Annotated in this window: 11 protein-coding genes, 1 tRNA gene, 2 rRNA genes and 2 pseudogenes (1 of these 16 running past the window's edge); 15 read left to right on the forward strand and 1 reads right to left on the reverse strand. The window is 42.7% G+C overall.

What is annotated here, in order from left to right; genetic code table 11:
* The 10 genes and pseudogenes from GT348_RS00185 to GT348_RS00225 all read left to right on the forward strand — a co-directional run.
* Positions 1-2,164: ribosomal RNA gene (locus tag GT348_RS00185) — 23S ribosomal RNA — on the forward strand; it begins 577 nt to the left of the window's first position.
* Between the two features lie 85 nt (positions 2,165-2,249).
* A 5S ribosomal RNA gene (rrf, locus tag GT348_RS00190) occupies positions 2,250-2,364 on the forward strand.
* Positions 2,365-2,395: 31 nt separating this feature from the next.
* Positions 2,396-2,472: transfer RNA gene (locus GT348_RS00195), tRNA-Met, on the forward strand.
* A 194-nt stretch (positions 2,473-2,666) separates the two neighbouring features.
* Positions 2,667-2,792, forward strand: a complete 126-nt coding sequence (locus GT348_RS09545) for a hypothetical protein (RefSeq protein WP_256375722.1) — start codon at positions 2,667-2,669, stop codon at positions 2,790-2,792.
* Between the two features lie 22 nt (positions 2,793-2,814).
* Positions 2,815-3,144: a hypothetical protein gene (locus tag GT348_RS00200; RefSeq protein ID WP_160618033.1), complete on the forward strand. Its 330-nt coding sequence runs from the start codon at positions 2,815-2,817 to the stop codon at positions 3,142-3,144.
* Positions 3,145-3,705: 561 nt separating this feature from the next.
* Complete coding sequence (locus tag GT348_RS00205; RefSeq protein WP_160618034.1) at positions 3,706-3,852, forward strand: hypothetical protein; 147 nt, start codon at positions 3,706-3,708, stop codon at positions 3,850-3,852.
* A gap of 294 nt (positions 3,853-4,146) precedes the next feature.
* A complete protein-coding gene (locus tag GT348_RS00210) occupies positions 4,147-5,703 on the forward strand; it encodes a type I restriction-modification system subunit M (protein ID WP_160618035.1) in 1,557 nt (518 codons plus the stop codon).
* A 17-nt stretch (positions 5,704-5,720) separates the two neighbouring features.
* Positions 5,721-6,874, forward strand: a pseudogene (locus GT348_RS00215) (restriction endonuclease subunit S).
* An 18-nt stretch (positions 6,875-6,892) separates the two neighbouring features.
* The gene (locus GT348_RS00220) at positions 6,893-8,056 is read left to right on the forward strand and encodes an ATP-binding protein (RefSeq protein WP_160618036.1); all 1,164 of its coding nucleotides are present in this window, start codon (positions 6,893-6,895) and stop codon (positions 8,054-8,056) included.
* Positions 8,049-11,147, forward strand: a complete 3,099-nt coding sequence (locus GT348_RS00225) for a type I restriction endonuclease subunit R (RefSeq protein ID WP_160618037.1) — start codon at positions 8,049-8,051, stop codon at positions 11,145-11,147. Before GT348_RS00220 ends, GT348_RS00225 begins: the two co-directional genes overlap by 8 nt.
* Positions 11,148-11,520: 373 nt before the next feature.
* On the opposite strand, the gene cysK is transcribed toward GT348_RS00225, so the two are convergent.
* Positions 11,521-12,525, reverse strand: coding sequence for a cysteine synthase A (gene cysK, locus GT348_RS00230; RefSeq protein WP_160618038.1), 1,005 nt, complete (start codon positions 12,523-12,525; stop codon positions 11,521-11,523).
* Positions 12,526-12,645: 120 nt separating this feature from the next.
* Between cysK and GT348_RS00235 the strand changes: the two genes are divergently transcribed.
* From GT348_RS00235 to GT348_RS00255, 5 genes and pseudogenes are all read left to right on the forward strand, one after another.
* Positions 12,646-13,095 (forward strand): RrF2 family transcriptional regulator, encoded by a 450-nt coding sequence (locus GT348_RS00235; RefSeq protein WP_160618039.1) that lies wholly within the window; start codon positions 12,646-12,648, stop codon positions 13,093-13,095.
* Positions 13,096-13,192: 97 nt separating this feature from the next.
* Positions 13,193-14,671: a siroheme synthase CysG gene (gene cysG / locus GT348_RS00240; protein WP_160618040.1), complete on the forward strand. Its 1,479-nt coding sequence runs from the start codon at positions 13,193-13,195 to the stop codon at positions 14,669-14,671.
* The gene (locus tag GT348_RS00245; protein ID WP_160618041.1) at positions 14,619-14,987 is read left to right on the forward strand and encodes a DUF2849 domain-containing protein; all 369 of its coding nucleotides are present in this window, start codon (positions 14,619-14,621) and stop codon (positions 14,985-14,987) included. The genes cysG and GT348_RS00245 overlap by 53 nt, the downstream gene beginning before the upstream one ends.
* Positions 14,962-16,631: pseudogene (locus GT348_RS00250) on the forward strand (nitrite/sulfite reductase). The gene GT348_RS00245 and the pseudogene GT348_RS00250 overlap by 26 nt, the downstream one beginning before the upstream one ends.
* Positions 16,618-17,019, forward strand: coding sequence for a DUF934 domain-containing protein (locus GT348_RS00255; RefSeq protein WP_160618042.1), 402 nt, complete (start codon positions 16,618-16,620; stop codon positions 17,017-17,019). The pseudogene GT348_RS00250 and the gene GT348_RS00255 overlap by 14 nt, the downstream one beginning before the upstream one ends.
* Positions 17,020-17,087 lie beyond the last annotated feature (68 nt).

Here is a 17,087-nt window from a genome sequence, read left to right on the forward strand (position 1 = left end):
GTAGCGAGCTTAAGCCGATAGGTGTAGGCGTAGCGAAAGCGAGTCTGAATAGGGCGACATAGTTACTGGTAGAAGACCCGAAACCGAGTGATCTAGCCATGGCCAGGCTGAAGGTGCGGTAACACGTACTGGAGGGCCGAACCCACGCCTGTTGAAAAAGTCGGGGATGAGCTGTGGCTAGGGGTGAAAGGCCAATCAAACTCGGAGATAGCTGGTTCTCCGCGAAATCTATTGAGGTAGAACGTTGCGTATTACCCTCGGGGGTAGAGCACTGGATGGGCTAGGGGGGCCCAAAGCCTTACCAAACCTAACCAAACTCCGAATACCGAAGGAGTATTAGCGCAGCAGACAGACAGTGGGTGCTAAGGTCCATTGTCGAGAGGGAAACAGCCCAGACCACCAGCTAAGGCCCCTAAATCGTGGCTAAGTGGGAAAGGATGTGGGGATTCCAAAACAACCAGGAGGTTGGCTTAGAAGCAGCCATCCTTTAAAGAAAGCGTAATAGCTCACTGGTCTAATAGAAACCCTGCGCCGAAAATGTAACGGGGCTCAAGCCACGTGCCGAAGCTGTGGGTGCATATTTAAGATATGCGCGGTAGCGGAGCGTTCTGTAAGCCTGAGAAGGAGACGGGGTGACCCTCTCTGGAGGTATCAGAAGCGAGAATGCTGACATGAGTAGCGACAAACAGTGCGAGAAACACTGTCGCCGAAAGTCCAAGGGTTCCTGCGCAAGGTTAATCCACGCAGGGTGAGCCGGCCCTAAGGCGAGGGCGAAAGCCGTAGTCGATGGGAACCAGGTAAATATTCCTGGGCCTGCTAGAAGTGACGAATGAGAAATGTTGTCAGGTCTTAATGGATTGACCTGGCTTTTGGACCATTCCGGGAAATAGCTCTAGCGAATAGACCGTACCCGAAACCGACACAGGTGGACTGGTAGAGTATACCAAGGCGCTTGAGAGAACGATGCTGAAGGAACTAGGCAAATTGCTCGTGTAACTTCGGGATAAACGAGACCCATGAGTGGGCAACCATTTATGGGTGGCACAGACCAGGGGGTAGCGACTGTTTAGTAAAAACACAGGGCTCTGCGAAATCGAAAGATGACGTATAGGGCCTGACGCCTGCCCGGTGCCGGAAGGTTAAGAGGAGATGTGAGAGCATTGAATTGAAGCCCCGGTAAACGGCGGCCGTAACTATAACGGTCCTAAGGTAGCGAAATTCCTTGTCGGGTAAGTTCCGACCTGCACGAATGGCGTAACGACTTCCCCGCTGTCTCCAGCATCGGCTCAGCGAAATTGAATTCCCCGTGAAGATGCGGGGTACCCGCGGTCAGACGGAAAGACCCTATGAACCTTTACTGCAGCTTTGCAGTGGCATCAGGAAAATTCTGTGTAGGATAGGTGGGAGGCTATGAAGCATGGGCGCCAGTCTGTGTGGAGCCAATCTTGAAATACCACCCTGACTTTTTCTGATGTCTAACCGCGGCCCATTAGCTGGGTCCGGGACCCTGCATGGCAGGCAGTTTGACTGGGGCGGTCGCCTCCTAAAGGATAACGGAGGCGCGCGATGGTGGGCTCAGGTCGGTCGGAAACCGACTGTCGAGTGCAATGGCATAAGCCCGCCTGACTGCGAGAGTGACAGCTCGAGCAGAGACGAAAGTCGGCCATAGTGATCCGGTGGTTCCACGTGGACGGGCCATCGCTCAACGGATAAAAGGTACTCTAGGGATAACAGGCTGATCTCCCCCAAGAGTCCACATCGACGGGGAGGTTTGGCACCTCGATGTCGGCTCATCACATCCTGGGGCTGGAGCAGGTCCCAAGGGTTCGGCTGTTCGCCGATTAAAGTGGTACGTGAGCTGGGTTTAGAACGTCGTGAGACAGTTCGGTCCCTATCTGCCGTGGGTGTAAGAGACTTGAGAGGATTTGTCCCTAGTACGAGAGGACCGGGATGAACGAACCTCTGGTGCACCGGTTGTCACGCCAGTGGCACAGCCGGGTAGCTAAGTTCGGAATGGATAACCGCTGAAAGCATCTAAGCGGGAAACCAGCCTTAAAACAAGGTCTCATAGAGCCGTCCAAGACCAGGACGTTGATAGGTCAGGTGTGTAAGTGTGGTAACATGCTGAGCTAACTGATCCTAATCGCTCATATCTCTCACACATCAAAACACATGCACAGTCATCTTTTACTCAAAAACACACTAACAACTTCTCCTCAGACCTAACTTTGTTAGGGTGAGCGGGAAGACCTGGTGGCTATGGCAAGGGGATTAGACCCGATCCCATCCCGAACTCGGCCGTAAAAACCCTTAGCGCCTATGATACTGCACCTTAAGGTGCGGAAAAGTCGGTCGCCGCCAGGTCCCCTCGCTCACCCAACTCTTTACCCACCCCCGCGGGGTGGAGCAGCCCGGTAGCTCGTCAGGCTCATAACCTGAAGGTCGTAGGTTCAAATCCTACCCCCGCATCCAATAGCTCTGACAGATTCCTATCTCATATCTATATGATCTGTTACTCTCTCTCTTATTATCAATCTATATATACTTCCAATAAAATACTTCCGTATAAAAATATAAAAATTACACAATACCTCCCATATTTTCTACATTGTAGTAGTTTGCCGTTCCAAGAAGCATTTTACGCTTCCTGTGTTACGCGTTGGCCTATGAAACAGACCATGCCATCTTATGTCGTCAGACGACGTAAGGCCCTCTATTTTTGTACGCGTATCGGAATAGAGCATGTATCTGTTTTGGGTAAGGAAGTCGTCGTCTCTTTAAAAAACGGCTGATGTGACTATAGCGTGTCAACTCGTGGCTTCGGTCTTAGCGACATTTCATGACTATATAAAACAAAGTGGTAAAATCACACGCGATAGCTCATTAAGAGCGTTGCAGAAGGCGGTGTTATCTACGGAGATGAGACCGGTGCGTGAATATTCGGGGGAAAAGATTTCTCGTATGTTGGAGATGTTTGCTCAGCCGGGAGTGGGTGAACTTCTTCGACATAATATGCGTAATGCGAGCAAGAAGCCGATCCCGCCCAAACCCGAACAGTCCGGCAAGAAAACGTCCTACACATTGGGCGACAGGCTGCTCAGAAACACGCAAGAGATTATTCATCAGAGCAGCAAAGTCGCCTAAGCGTCCGAGGAACTTTTGGTGCCCATGAAGGGCGGGGACGGGACAGAGCAAGTCGATACCAACCCGATCCAGCTTTTACAAGACATGCTTAGTCAGCTTGTCGAACTCGAATTGAGTAACGTTAAGCGTCTAACAGCCATAGAAATTGTCTTGAAAAGCTTGATGCGCAGCATCAAGAATTCCGTAAGAGCATAGGTATCGTTGAAAACACGTGCACAGTTAAGTTCGGTACGAAATTTAAAGTGTTTTCATAGCGAGGTTCTGGTGAAACAGCTTGATCATTAACAAAGCTTAGAAGGGAGAGGACGGCGGAACGACGCCCCAAACGATAAAATATGAGAGCAGCCCACACAGACGAGATACGTCATGACCAGGAGCCGAAAGCTCTTCAATAACAGTTCAACAAGTTTTTCTCATGCCGAGCCCGATCATAATTACACTTACAACTTTGTACTTCTTTAGACCGATCCTATTTTGAAGATATCTTCCCACGGAATGATGTGTGTGACCCCGTTTCTAGGAATATAGCCTATAGAGAAAAACGAATACTCGCTTATTATCATGGTTGTTATGACGGGGGCTGAACGACTAGTGCGTGCCACGTCATGGGTGGAGGTAGAGAACGGGCATATCACGGTCAGACTGAAAAAAGGCGATCAGTTCAGAGATTATGGAGAGCGGATGACCTGCCCAATTGGGGGATATTAAGCCCAGAACCGCTCGGGAAATAATCTTGTCAGCCAAAGCAAAAGGCTGGTCCGCCCTTGGGGTCACGGGGTCTCAGACTTTCAAAAATGAGATCGCTCTTCATGGTGCCCTTAACGATATACCCTGCGATCATAAGCTTTCAGAAGAAGGTGTAAGAATCTTAGAGGATATCTCTGAAGAGAGAAGCAAAAGATTGAGAGAAATGTTTTAGTCACTGTTTTGAGCGTGTTTTTGCGTGTAGTAAAAAGGTTCCGACAAGAATTGGTCGGCACGTTTTAAGAGAGAGTTTTTCAGATGATAAGTTCCCAGCAACGTCAAGCGTTACAAAATCAGATTTGGCAGATTGCGAATGATGTGCGTGGTGCTGTGGATGGCTGGGACTTTAAGCAATATGTATTAGGTACGCTTTTTTATCGGTACATCAGTGAGAATTTTTCAGATTATATTGAAGGAGGAGATGAAAGCATCACATATGCGGATCTTCCTGATACTGTCATCACACCAGAAATTAAAGCTGATGCGATTAAAACAAAGGGATACTTTATCTATCCTAGCCAACTTTTTAAAAATGTTGCGAGAGATGCTGGGACAAATAACGAGCTTAACACCATGCTTGCCGATATATTTACCTCCATTGAAAGCTCGGCCCAAGGCTTTCCCTCGGAGAATGATATTAAAGGGCTTTTTGCTGACTTTGATACAACAAGCAATCGCTTAGGCAATACGGTAAAAGATAAAAATGCGCGCCTTGCACATATTCTTAAAGGCGTAGAAAAAATAGACTTTGGGGCATTTGATGGTCATCAAATTGATGTGTTCGGCGATGCCTATGAATTCCTGATTGGCAATTACGCTGCCAATGCGGGGAAGTCAGGAGGGGAATTCTTTACCCCGCAGAATGTCTCTAAGCTCATTGCCCAGCTTGTTGTGCATAATCAGAAGAAAGTGAACAAAATCTATGACCCTGCCTGTGGGTCAGGATCGCTCTTATTACAGGCTAAAAAGCAGTTCGATGAGCATCTGATTGAAGATGGATTTTTTGGGCAAGAAATTAATCATACAACCTATAATCTCGCGCGTATGAATATGTTTCTGCATAATATTAACTATGATAAGTTTAATATCCAACTGGGCAATACGCTGATTGATCCTCATTTTGGAGAAGATAAGCCCTTTGATGCAATCGTCTCTAACCCTCCTTATTCTGTCAAATGGGTTGGGTCGGATGATCCAACATTAATCAATGATGAGCGATTTGCACCGGCGGGTGTGCTTGCTCCTAAATCAAAAGCTGATTTTGCCTTTGTGCTCCATGCGCTTAGTTATCTTTCAAGCAAAGGGCGAGCGGCGATCGTGTGTTTCCCCGGGATTTTCTACCGAGGGGGGGCAGAGAAGAAAATTCGTCAATATCTGGTTGACAATAACTATGTAGAAACCGTGATCTCTCTTGCGCCAAACTTATTTTACGGAACGACAATTGCCGTGAACATCCTTGTTCTTGCTAAGAATAAAAAGGATATGGATACGCAATTTATTGATGCCAGCAAGTTCTTTAAAAAAGAGACGAATAATAACGTTCTTACAGATAAGCATATTTCTGAAATTCTTGAGTTATTTGCAAGCAAAAAAGATAAAGAATACATCGCAAAGTCAGTGCGTTTTGAAGATATTCAGGCCAATGACTATAATTTATCGGTCAGCAGTTACGTCGAGGCAGAAGATACGCGGGAGGTGATTGATATTACCGAGCTCAATGCGGAACTTCTTACGACTGTGGCCAAGATTGATCAGTTACGGTCTGATATTGATGCGATCGTCGCAGAGATTGAAGGCGATGAGGTGACGGCATGAAGGCCCATATGCGTTATATGGAAAAGCTGCTTGAAGGTGTTGAGGTCGAGTGGAAGCCGCTGGGAGAGGTGCTCATAGCGAATATAGGAGGTGGAACGCCCTCTAAAGCAGAGCAGGCGTATTGGAGTGGTACAATTCCATGGGCATCCGTTGGCGATTTGAGCATTGATGATGCATTTGTTGAGAGAACACGTAATTATATTACTGACGAGGGTCTTAAGAAAAGTTCATCGAACTTAATTCCAAAAGGTTCTCTTATAGTGGCGATCAAAATTTCACCAGGAAAAGTTAAGATTGCTGGAGATGATATTGCGATAAATCAAGATTTGAGAGGGTTGATATTAAAGAACTGCATTTTGAATAAATATTTATATTACTATCTTAATACAGTTTCTTTTTTGGGAAACGGAACTATTGTAAAATCCGTAACGTCAAAATATCTTGAAAAGATAGAAATCCCCATCCTCCCGCTACATATACAATCTAAAATAGTCCAGATTCTAGACACATTCACAGCCCTTACAGCCGAGCTTAGGGTCGAGCTTAGGGTCGAGCTTACAGCACGTAAAAAACAGTACAACTACTATCGCGAGAAATTATTACAGTTCGGCGCTGATGTTGAATGGAAGTCGCTGGGGGAAGTGGCTACTTTAAAGCGGGGGCGTGTTATGTCAAAAAATTATTTATTTGATAATTATGGCCCTTATCCTGTTTATAGTTCGCAGACAGCCCGTAATGGGAAGATTGGTAATACAGATAACTTTGACTTTGATGGTGAGTATGTAAGTTGGACTACCGATGGAGCTAATGCAGGAACCGTTTTTTATAGAAAGGGGAAATTTTCAATAACTAATGTTTGCGGCCTTATTGAAATAAAGAATGTACATTTTTTATTACACAAATTTTTATTTTATTGGCTTTCAATTGAAGCAAAAAAACATGTCTATACTGGTATGGGTAATCCCAAGTTAATGAGTCATCAGGTCTCTAAAATTCCTATCCCATACCCCCACTATCAGAACAAGAACGCATTGTGTCGATCCTCGATAAGTTTGACGCGTTGACGCACTCTATTAGTGAAGGGTTGCCACGTGAGATTAAGCTGCGTCAGAAACAGTACGAATATTATCGGGATATGTTGCTAAATTTTCCGAAGCCAGAAAAAGCGTAAGCTGAAGAAGAAAATACTATGGCAGAGGAAAAAGTCCCAGATCTCTTAGATGCTTCGCTTTTGGATGTAGCGCAGCGTTTAAAAGATAACAACTTAAAAGCACAATTGATCTATGCGTTTAATGGAACGGGGAAGACACGCCTCTCAAAAGAGTTTGTTAAATTTATTTCTACAAGAAAAAATATAAAAGATGATGAGCATGATGAAATATCATCGTTATATTTTGATGAAATATTATATTATAATTCGTTTACAGAAGATTTGTTCTACTGGGATAAAGATTTAAATGATAATCCGAAGCTCAAAATTCATTCTAACATATTTACAAAATGGATATTGCAGGATCAGGGAAAAGGAGAAGCTGTTAAGGAAATTGTCCAGAAATATATAAATAGTAAGATAACCGCTGATTTTGATGAAAATTTTGATGGAGTTACATTTTATTTTGCAGGAGGTGATGAACGTGGGAAAAAAATAGTTAAGATTTCAAAAGGAGAGGAGAGTATTTTTATATGGAGCATTTTTTATGCTTTAATAGAAGAAATCATCAGTGAAATTGAGGAAGAAGAAGATGATTCTTCGCTAAATAAATTTAGCCAATTAAAATATATTTTTATTGATGACCCGATAAGTTCCTTGGATGAAAATCATCTTATAGAGATGGCTATTGATACGGCTGAACTTATTAAAAAAGGAATTAAGGGAAAAGAACTAAAATTTATTGTTACTACTCATAATGCCTTTTTCTATAACGTACTTTATCAGGAATTAAATAAATTGTCCTCTAAAAAGGGATTTTTGTTGGATCGAGATGGTACGGGGAAATTTTCTTTGAAAGAAAAGTGGGGAAATAGTAATCAGAGTTTTTCTTATCATTTACACATTAAAAGTATCCTCGACGAAGCACATAAGAAGAATGAGTTGGGAAAACATCATGCAATGTTATTACGCAATTTATACGAGAAAACAGCTAGCTTCTTAGGATATAGAGAATGGACTGATTTGCTGCCATCCCCTCAAGAGTCCTATGCTCAAAAGTTATTGAATTTTTATTCTCATAGTAGGCTTTCAGGTGAAACAGTTGTAAGCTTAGCAGAGCATGAAAGAAACATGCTGTCTATCTTGCTAGAAAATCTGAATCGTTATGGCTATTTCCGGTCGGGAGTAAAAAATAATGATTAAGAAAACGACACCGATTGCAGAAACCAATCAATTTATCGTTTTAGATCGTTATATTTCAGAAAAACAGACAGACGGAAGCTATCAGAGTGAAGCTGATTTAGAGCGTGAATTGCTTCATGATTTGGAGCAACAAGGTTATGAGCGTATCAACCTTAAAAGCCAAGATGATATGCTGGCTAATGTCCGGACACAGCTTCAACAATTAAATAATGTTTCTTTTACAGATAAAGAATGGATGCGTTTTGTTGGGGAGTATTTAGATAAACCGAGCGAGAATATTGTCGATAAGACGCGAAAGCTTCATGACGATTATATTTATGATTTCATTTTTGATGACGGAAAAATTCGCAATATCCATCTTGTGGATAAAAAGGTCATTTCGCGTAACAAGATGCAGGTCGTTCACCAGTTTGAACAGCGAGGGAAGCATCTTAATCGTTATGATGTGACCATTTTGGTAAATGGCTTGCCTCTTGTTCAGGTAGAGCTGAAAAAGCGGGGAGTGGCGATCCGCGAAGCCTTTAATCAGGTGCATCGCTATAGCAAAGAGAGCTTTAATAGCGATAATTCTCTTTATAAATATCTCCAAATATTTGTGATTTCAAACGGGACAGATACACGCTATTTTGCGAACACCACAAAGCGCGATAAAAACAGCTTTGACTTTACGATGAATTGGGCAAAGTCCAATAATGAATTACTTAAAGATTTAAAAGATTTTACGGCAACATTTTTCCAAAAAAATACTCTTCTTAAAGTTATGCTGCATTATTCTGTTTTTGACAGCAGCAATACATTATTAGTGATGCGCCCTTACCAGATTGCGGCGAGTGAGCGTATTTTATGGAAAGTGAAGAGCTCCTATGAAGCCAAAAATTGGAGCAAGCCTGACAGTGGCGGGTATATTTGGCATACGACAGGGTCGGGGAAAACGCTGACTAGCTTTAAAGCAGCGCGCTTAGTCACAGATTTAAAGTTTATTGATAAGGTCTTTTTTGTCGTGGATAGAAAAGACCTCGATTATCAAACAATGAAGGAATATCAACGTTTTTCTCCCGATAGTGTGAATGGCTCAGAGAGCACGGCAGGTCTTAAGCGGAATCTGGAGTTGAACGATAATAAAATCGTTGTGACCACCATTCAAAAGCTTAATAATCTGATTAAAAATGCAGATGAATTACCGATATATAATAAGCAAGTCGTTTTTATCTTTGATGAATGCCATCGGAGCCAATTTGGTGAAGCGCAAAAGAATCTAAAGAAGAGATTTAAAAAGTTCTATCAATTTGGCTTTACAGGGACACCGATCTTTCCTGAAAATGCTTTAGGGGCGGAGACTACGGCAAGTGTTTTTGGCAATGAGCTTCATTCTTATGTGATTACTGATGCTATTCGAGATGAAAAAGTTCTTAAATTTAAGGTAGATTACAATAATGTCCGCCCGCAATTTCAGGCGTTTGAGACGGAGCAGAATGAGAAAAAGCTCATTGCTGCGGAAGATAAAACAGCTTTGCAACATCCAAAGCGGATTGAAGAAATATCGGGATATATATTAAAAAACTTCCGTCAAAAGACGCATCGTCTTCAAGTGGGGGCGCGTGGCTTTAACGCAATGCTTGCGGTGAGTGATGTTCATGCTGCGAAACTTTATTATGAGACGCTTAATCGATTACAAGAAACAAGCGAAAAAAAGTTAAAAATCGCGACAATTTTTTCATTTTCTGCGAACGAAGAACAAGACGCCTTGGGTGACATTCAAGACGAAAGTTTTGATGTCTCGGCAATGAATAGCAGTGCGAAAGAATTTTTAGAGCATGCTGTTGAAGATTATAATAGCTTTTTTAAGACAAAATTTAGCGTAGATAGCCAAGGCTTTCAGAATTATTATCGCGACTTAGCTCAACGTGTGCGTTCTGGAGATGTTGATCTTTTAATTGTGGTAGGGATGTTCCTAACAGGGTTCGATGCGCCTAGCTTGAACACATTATTTGTTGATAAAAATCTGCGTTATCATGGTTTGATACAGGCATATTCACGCACAAATCGTATTCATGGGGCAACGAAAAGCTTTGGCAATATCGTCACATTTCGCGACTTGGAGCAGGCCACAATTGATGCGATTACGTTGTTTGGGGATAAAAACACGAGGAATGTTGTTTTAGAAAAAAGCTTTAAAGACTATATGGAAGGTTACGTGGATGAGGAAACCGGTAAAAAGAAGCGAGGCTTTGCTGATATTGTTTCAGATTTAAAAGAGAAATTTCCTAATCCTGAGAAAATTATATCAGAGAAAGAAAAAAAGGATTTTGCAAAGCTCTTTGGTGAATATCTAAGGGCAGAAAATGTTCTTCAAAATTATGATGAGTTTACCAGCTTAAAAGAATTGCAAGAAATTGATTTGCATGATTCTGAAGCTGTTGAAACATTCAAAAGTGAGCATAACCTAACAGATACGGAGTTAGATGATCTCAGATCTGTTAAGATGCCCATGCAAAGAGACGTGCAGGATTATCGGTCTACCTATAATGATATTCGTGAATCAGTACGGCGTGAGAAGCAATCTGACGAGAAAGAAACGTCCGACACTAATTGGAATGATATTGTTTTTGAAGTTGATCTCTTAAAAACGCAGGAGATTAATTTAGATTATATTCTGGAGCTGATCTTTGAGCGTAAGAAAAAGAACGAAAGCACGGAAGAGTTAATTACAGAAGTTCGCAGGCTTATTCGGTCGAGCCTTGATAGCCGAGCAAAAGAAAGCTTGTTTGTTGATTTTATTAATCAGACTAACTTGGACGATATAACGGACAAAGCTGATATTGTGGAAGCCTTCTATGAGTTTGCGCGGGTTGAGCAGAAACATGCGGCCCAAGAATTTATTCATGATGAAAATTTGAATGAAGAAGCGGCCAAACGCTATCTTATCGTTTCTTTAGAGCGTGGTTTTGTCAGTGAAAATGGGACTGGGCTGAATGAAATGCTTCCGAAAATGAGCCCTCTAAATCCTCAGTATCTTACAAAAAAACAGACTGTCTTTCAGAAAATTGTTGCTTTTGTTGAAAAGTTTAAAGGTGTTGGCGGTGAGGTTTGAGGGCTTTTATCGACGATATGGTTGAAGAAAATAGAAATTTTGTCTTCCCGAGAATTATTATGCGTGTTTCCTCTTACATAGCTCATCCTCGATTTTCATAAGGGACACTCTGCTATTTTTAATAGAGGAAGATGAGCATGACGTGTTACACATGTGTGATGCATGCAGGAAACGTCATACTCGTTGAGTTTCTGGGAGTATTGAGGTTTTGCGATTTTTGAATGTGGGGTCGATAGTGTCCTATCCCCGCATCCAATCTCTCTATATTATACCAAGCCCAGTTCGTATGTTAGAGAAATCAGGCTCCATTGCCGATAAACAATATACCGTGAAAAGCCAAAACCTCGGCTAAATAAACAGAGGTTTCCTGACGTTAAATCCCACTGAACAAATTTGTTGATAAATAACGCTCAGCAAATGACGGCGCTATCACCACTATCTCCTTATCTCCATAATCCCCCGTCCTCGCTAATTCTATCGCAGCATGCAAGGCCGCCCCAGATGAAATACCGATAGGTAGCCCCTCAGTGCGCGCACAGAGGCGAGAGGTTTCGATTGCTTCTTGTTCAGATGACGTAAGAACTTTATCAATAAGAGGTAGATCGAGCGTTTCGGGCTTAAAACCTGCTCCGATACCCTGAATTCCGTGCGGACCTGGATCATCGCCGTTAATAACAGCACTTTCCAGTGGTTCAACACCAAAAATTTTTAATGTCTCTTTACGAGGTTTCAAAGCTCGAGCAATGCCCGAAGCAGTTCCTCCCGTACCCAATCCGGCAACGATAACATCTACCGATCCTTGGGTGTCAATCCAGATTTCTTCGGCTGTGGTGTCTGCATGAATTTGCGGATTAGCTTGGTTTTCAAACTGGCTAGGCATCCAGGCATTTTCCGAGCTTTCAACAATCTCTTTAGCGCGTTTGATAGCGCCAGACATTCCTTGCGAGGCTGGAGTTAATTCGAGCTCAGCGCCCATTAATGTCATCATTTTCCGCCGCTCTAATGAGGCAGATTCTGGCATTGTGACAATGATTTTATAGCCCAAGGCAACGGCGGCAAATGTAAGGGCAATACCAGTATTGCCAGAAGTCGGTTCAACTAAAACTGATTTATGAGGAGATATAATTTTCTTAGCCTCAGCCTGGCGGATCATCGCTAAGCCAATGCGGTCCTTAACAGAACCGAGGGGGTTAAAAAATTCTAGTTTCAACAAAATAGGTCTTGAGAGACCTTTTTTTTCACTCAAACGATTTAGGGCCACAAGGGGTGTGCCTCCAATCGTCTCAAGCACTGAGTTATAAATACGACCCCGTGCAGGAGCATATAAATTTTTAATGGATGAATAAGAAGAATTTGAGGAAAAGTTATTATCAATCATTCGTGTATTCCCTCATATTTTATAGCTGATAGCACTTTTAAAAATGGTATTCTCTTTATTTTACTGTGTCAAATCGGGTAAAAGATTTAGAAAGCTTATTCTTTGCAAAAGAGTGCCATAATGTATCTTAAAAGAGACAGAATCCTAACAGCCTTAGCTATTATGTTTGATGTAGCCTTTTATGCTGGCCGATCAGGCGTGGTGAGTGGAACCGATATAGCAAAACGAAATGGTCTTATGAGGCGGGGTATTGAGCCGATTTTGCAGGCCCTTTCGCGAGCACAGCTTCTTGACAGTGTAAGAGGGCCAAAAGGAGGCTACAGGCTTGCACGGTCTCCGCGTGTCATTTCTCTGAAGGAAATAGCTCAGGTAGTTGGCACGAAAGAGCACGGAAAAGGTAACGAAATTCAAAATCAGCTTTTTGAACGTGTGCTGGCACCTTATTGGAACCAATTAAATGTTGTTATTGAGGATAGAATGCAAAAAGAAACACTAAGTGATTTTCTTCAGCTGGCAGAAAAAGAAGGTTTGTCCCGCCCAAGCCAAGCGCCACTCACATTTTCGATATGAAAAGATTACTCTAATAAACGAAAATATATAGGGTTTTTTTATAATTACGTATTTATTTGGTTGATTTTTCTTAAGGATCAGTCAAAATCGTTTTATTATGAAGACTCTTTCGCCATATCTGCCTTTAGCTTTTAGGCTAGATACAATTTCTGTCCTTATTATTGGGGGAGGAGTTGTAGCTTTAAACAAACTTCGTCTTTTTTTGGGGCGGGGTTGTATCATTCACGTATGGGCAAAAGACGTACATTCTGAAATTAAAAAAGCTTATGATGATGGGAAGATCAGCCTTCATATAGGTCCCTTTTCGGAAAAAGAGTTAGATCGGTTTTTCCCGGATATTGGGCTAATTTTTGCTGCAACTGACAAAGAAGAGATAAATTTACTTATCTCTGAAAAAGCTTTTCAATATCGTGTTCCAGTCTGTGTGGTAGATAACCCAGCTCTTTCGAGTTTTATCACCCCTGCTTTCGTAAATCGTGATCCGGTACAGATAGCAATCACGTCAGGTGGAGCCTCTCCTGTTTTGGCACGACGGCTTAGGCAAAAAATAGAAGCCGAATTACCAACTAATTTGGGACAGGCAGCGCAATTTATGCAGGCACAGCGCTCTTGGCTTAAAGAAAAGATTCCTCATATTGAGAAGCGTCGGCATATTTGGGAATCTTTTATTGATAGTGCTCATTTTGAAGATGCTTTGGCTGGTGATTATTGCAAAGCAAAGCACGCTCTGGAAGCGCTCGTTAATAATGAGGAAAAGCAAGGAGAGGTTTGGTTAGTCGGAGCCGGACCTGGTCATGCAGATTTATTAACTCTGGCGGCATTGAGGCTCATGCAAAACGCTGATTCTGTTTTGTATGATAATCTTGTGTCTGATGAAGTTTTGGATCGTGTAAGGCGTGATGCTGAGCGTGTTTATGTTGGCAAGGAACGTTCAAAGCATAGTTTACCCCAGGAAGATATTCATAAAGAATTGTCTCGCCGCGCAAAGAGAGGTGAAAGAGTTCTTCGTTTGAAGGGCGGGGATCCATTTATCTTTGGCCGTGGGGGAGAAGAAATGGAAGCTCTCCTGAAAGAAGGTATTTCTGTACGCGTAGTACCTGGAGTGACGGCAGCTAATGGATGTGGTGCTTCAGCAGGTATTCCTCTTACACATCGTGATTGCGCGCAAAGTTGTATCTTTTTAACGGGCCATGCTCGTGCTGATGGAAGTTTAAACCTTTATTGGCCAAGTCTTGCACGTAAAGGGCAAACCCTTGTTATTTATATGGGTCTCGCGCCATTAGAGACTTTGTGTGATCAGCTTATAAAACATGGGTTACCTGCGACTTGGCCTATTGCTGTTATTGAAAAAGGCACATGTTCTGATGAACGTGTTGTGACAGGCCAGCTGCGTAATATTGCTGCTAAAGTACAGGCAGAGAATATCAAAAGTCCTGCACTTCTTATTGTAGGAGAAGTTGTCTTGCACCGTGCTAAAACGAATATGATCACGTCTCAATTTTTCGCACCAAAGGAGGGGCGTTATGAAACGTCTGTCTCGCCCAGGGCCTGGAGAGGCTCTTTTATTAACGGCTAACCGCCTTTTAGATGGGCGGATTATCTGGTGTGATTCTGCTGGGAACTGGCATGAGGATATCCGCAGAGCGGCTCAAATGACGCTTGAAAAAGCGGAGATGGCATTAGAAACAGAAGCGCAGCAGGCCCAGAAAAAAGGGTTGGTTGGCTTATATGAAGTTCTTGTCAAAGTAGGACCTGTTCCTCAACCAGTTAGTGTACGTGAGCGGGTTCGCGCTTTTGGCCCAACTGTTCATCCTGATTTTGCTTATCCTTCGGCTGGCGCACAGCCTTCAATTTTGGAGGAGTCCCATGAAGGCTTCTATCGGTCATTATAATTACGAGCAAAAAGATCGTGAGTTTCTTGAGGAACGTATTGCAGAATTTGAAAGTCAGGTGCAGCGTCGTCTCGATGGTTCTTTAAGTGAAGATGAGTTCAAACCTTTACGGCTTATGAACGGTATTTATCTTCAACTTCATGCCTATATGTTTCGTATTGCCATTCCTTATGGGATTATTGACAGTCGTCAGCTTCGTAAATTGGCTGAGATTTCGCAACGTTATGACCGGGGATATGGTCATTTTACGACGCGACAGAATATTCAGTTTAATTGGATTGCCTTAGAAGATGCCCCCGCCATTTTGCGCGAATTAGCATCTGTAGATATGCATGCAATCCAGACGAGCGGAAATTGTATTCGTAACGTAACGTCTGATGAATATGCAGGCGCTGCGGCAGATGAATTAATGGATCCACGTGTGCATGCCGAAATTCTGCGTCAGTGGTCAACATTGCACCCGGAATTTTCATTTTTACCGCGTAAATTCAAGATCGCCATCTCCGGTAGCCCAGAAGACCGGGTTGCTGCTCGTTTCCATGATATTGGTGTTTTGGCACGTCCTGGTGAAAATGGCCCATTGTTCCGTATTTTTGTAGGTGGAGGATTAGGACGTATTCCCGTTGTCGGGCAGGAAATTTTTGATTCTGTTACTGAGGAGCAGTTACTGGCAACGCTCGAAGCTATTTTGCGCGTTTATAATGCTTATGGCCGCCGTGATAATCTCTATAAATCACGTATCAAAATTCTGGTCCAAACTATAGGCATTAAGGCTTATCGTGAAGCGGTTGAAGCTGAGCTTTCTCAAATGGATCTTAGCCGATATCGTCTCTCTCCCGAAAAGGTAGATGCAATTAAAGCACGTTTTGCTACACCAAAATTTGTGGATGTTGAAAAAGCGGGCGAGGTTCTAGAAGCACAGGAAAAACAAGATCCGGCTTTTGCTCAATGGGTTAAAACAAATACGCAAAAACACCGTCATGATAGCTATATTATCGCCGTGATTTCACTAAAATCACCAGGTGAAATTCCTGGCGATGTTACAACAGCACAAATGAATGGCCTGGCAGATTTGGCCGAAAGTCATTCATTTGGCGAGATACGAATTACTCACTTACAAAATGTTGTTTTAGGACACGTGCGTAAAGATGAATTATATATTTTGTGGAAGGGTCTGAAAGCGCTTGATCTGGCAACGCCAAATCGTGGTTTAATTGGTGATATGGTATGTTGTCCTGGCCTTGATTACTGCTCTTTGGCAAATGCCCGTTCTCTTCCTATTGCACGAAAAATTGGGGCCCGTTTTGGCGATGCAAATCTTCAGGCAGAAATTGGCGCCTTAAATATTAATATTTCTGGCTGTATTAATGCTTGTGGCCATCATCATGCAGGAAATATTGGTTTATTAGGAGTTGATAAGCGAGGAGAGGAGTTTTTCCAAATTCTCTTGGGGGAAAATTTGGAGAAGATGCCGCTATTGGCACAATATTAGGTCCTGCTTTGGCTGAAGACGAAACAGTTGATGCCATTGCTCGTATTATAGAATGTTATCTTACCCGGCGTTTAGAGGGAGAGGCATTTCTCGATACTGTTCAAAGAGTAGGTCGTGAGCCATTTAAGGAGGTCGCTTATGCAACTATTTAATCTTGGCTCTCGTAAAGCTCATATTTATGACAAGGTGGTCTCTGTTGCAGAGCTTGCCGAAAATCATGGCGCAGAGGCTGTACTTTTAAAGCCCGAAGAATCGGCAGAAATAATTAGGCCTTTCATAGGTCAGTTAAAGTTGATTTTGTTGCAGTTTCGGAGTTTTAAAGATGGAAGAGCTTTTACCCAGGCTCGAACTTTAAGGGAATATCTGGGCTATAAGGAAGAAATACGCGTAGAAGGTCACATTCTTCCTGATCAGGCAGAGTTTTTAAAACGCTGCGGGGTTGATAACGTTGTGCTTTCGTCTGATGCTGATCCTGCAATATGGCAAGAGCGTTTAAAGCGCTTTTCTTTTAGCTATCAATCTCTGTTAAAAGGCCACTAGTCTTTGCTCTGCTGATACGAAATATTTATGTTTTCACGTGAAACAAAATTTCACTCTGCAGACACAGT

The organism is Aristophania vespae, from assembly GCF_009906835.1.
Taxonomy (GTDB): domain Bacteria; phylum Pseudomonadota; class Alphaproteobacteria; order Acetobacterales; family Acetobacteraceae; genus Aristophania; species Aristophania vespae.

What these genes read in the sequence shown, in the direction of transcription:
- GT348_RS00235 (WP_160618039.1), top strand. Translation starts at nt 12,646, where the DNA reads ATGTATCTTAAAAGAGACAGAATCCTAACAGCCTTAGCTATTATGTTT.
- cysK (WP_160618038.1), bottom strand. Translation starts at nt 12,525, where the DNA reads ATGATTGATAATAACTTTTCCTCAAATTCTTCTTATTCATCCATTAAA.
- GT348_RS00255 (WP_160618042.1), top strand. Translation starts at nt 16,618, where the DNA reads ATGCAACTATTTAATCTTGGCTCTCGTAAAGCTCATATTTATGACAAG.
- GT348_RS00245 (WP_160618041.1), top strand. Translation starts at nt 14,619, where the DNA reads ATGAAACGTCTGTCTCGCCCAGGGCCTGGAGAGGCTCTTTTATTAACG.
- GT348_RS09545 (WP_256375722.1), top strand. Translation starts at nt 2,667, where the DNA reads ATGAAACAGACCATGCCATCTTATGTCGTCAGACGACGTAAGGCCCTC.
- GT348_RS00210 (WP_160618035.1), top strand. Translation starts at nt 4,147, where the DNA reads ATGATAAGTTCCCAGCAACGTCAAGCGTTACAAAATCAGATTTGGCAG.
- cysG (WP_160618040.1), top strand. Translation starts at nt 13,193, where the DNA reads ATGAAGACTCTTTCGCCATATCTGCCTTTAGCTTTTAGGCTAGATACA.
- GT348_RS00225 (WP_160618037.1), top strand. Translation starts at nt 8,049, where the DNA reads ATGATTAAGAAAACGACACCGATTGCAGAAACCAATCAATTTATCGTT.
- GT348_RS00220 (WP_160618036.1), top strand. Translation starts at nt 6,893, where the DNA reads ATGGCAGAGGAAAAAGTCCCAGATCTCTTAGATGCTTCGCTTTTGGAT.
- GT348_RS00205 (WP_160618034.1), top strand. Translation starts at nt 3,706, where the DNA reads ATGGTTGTTATGACGGGGGCTGAACGACTAGTGCGTGCCACGTCATGG.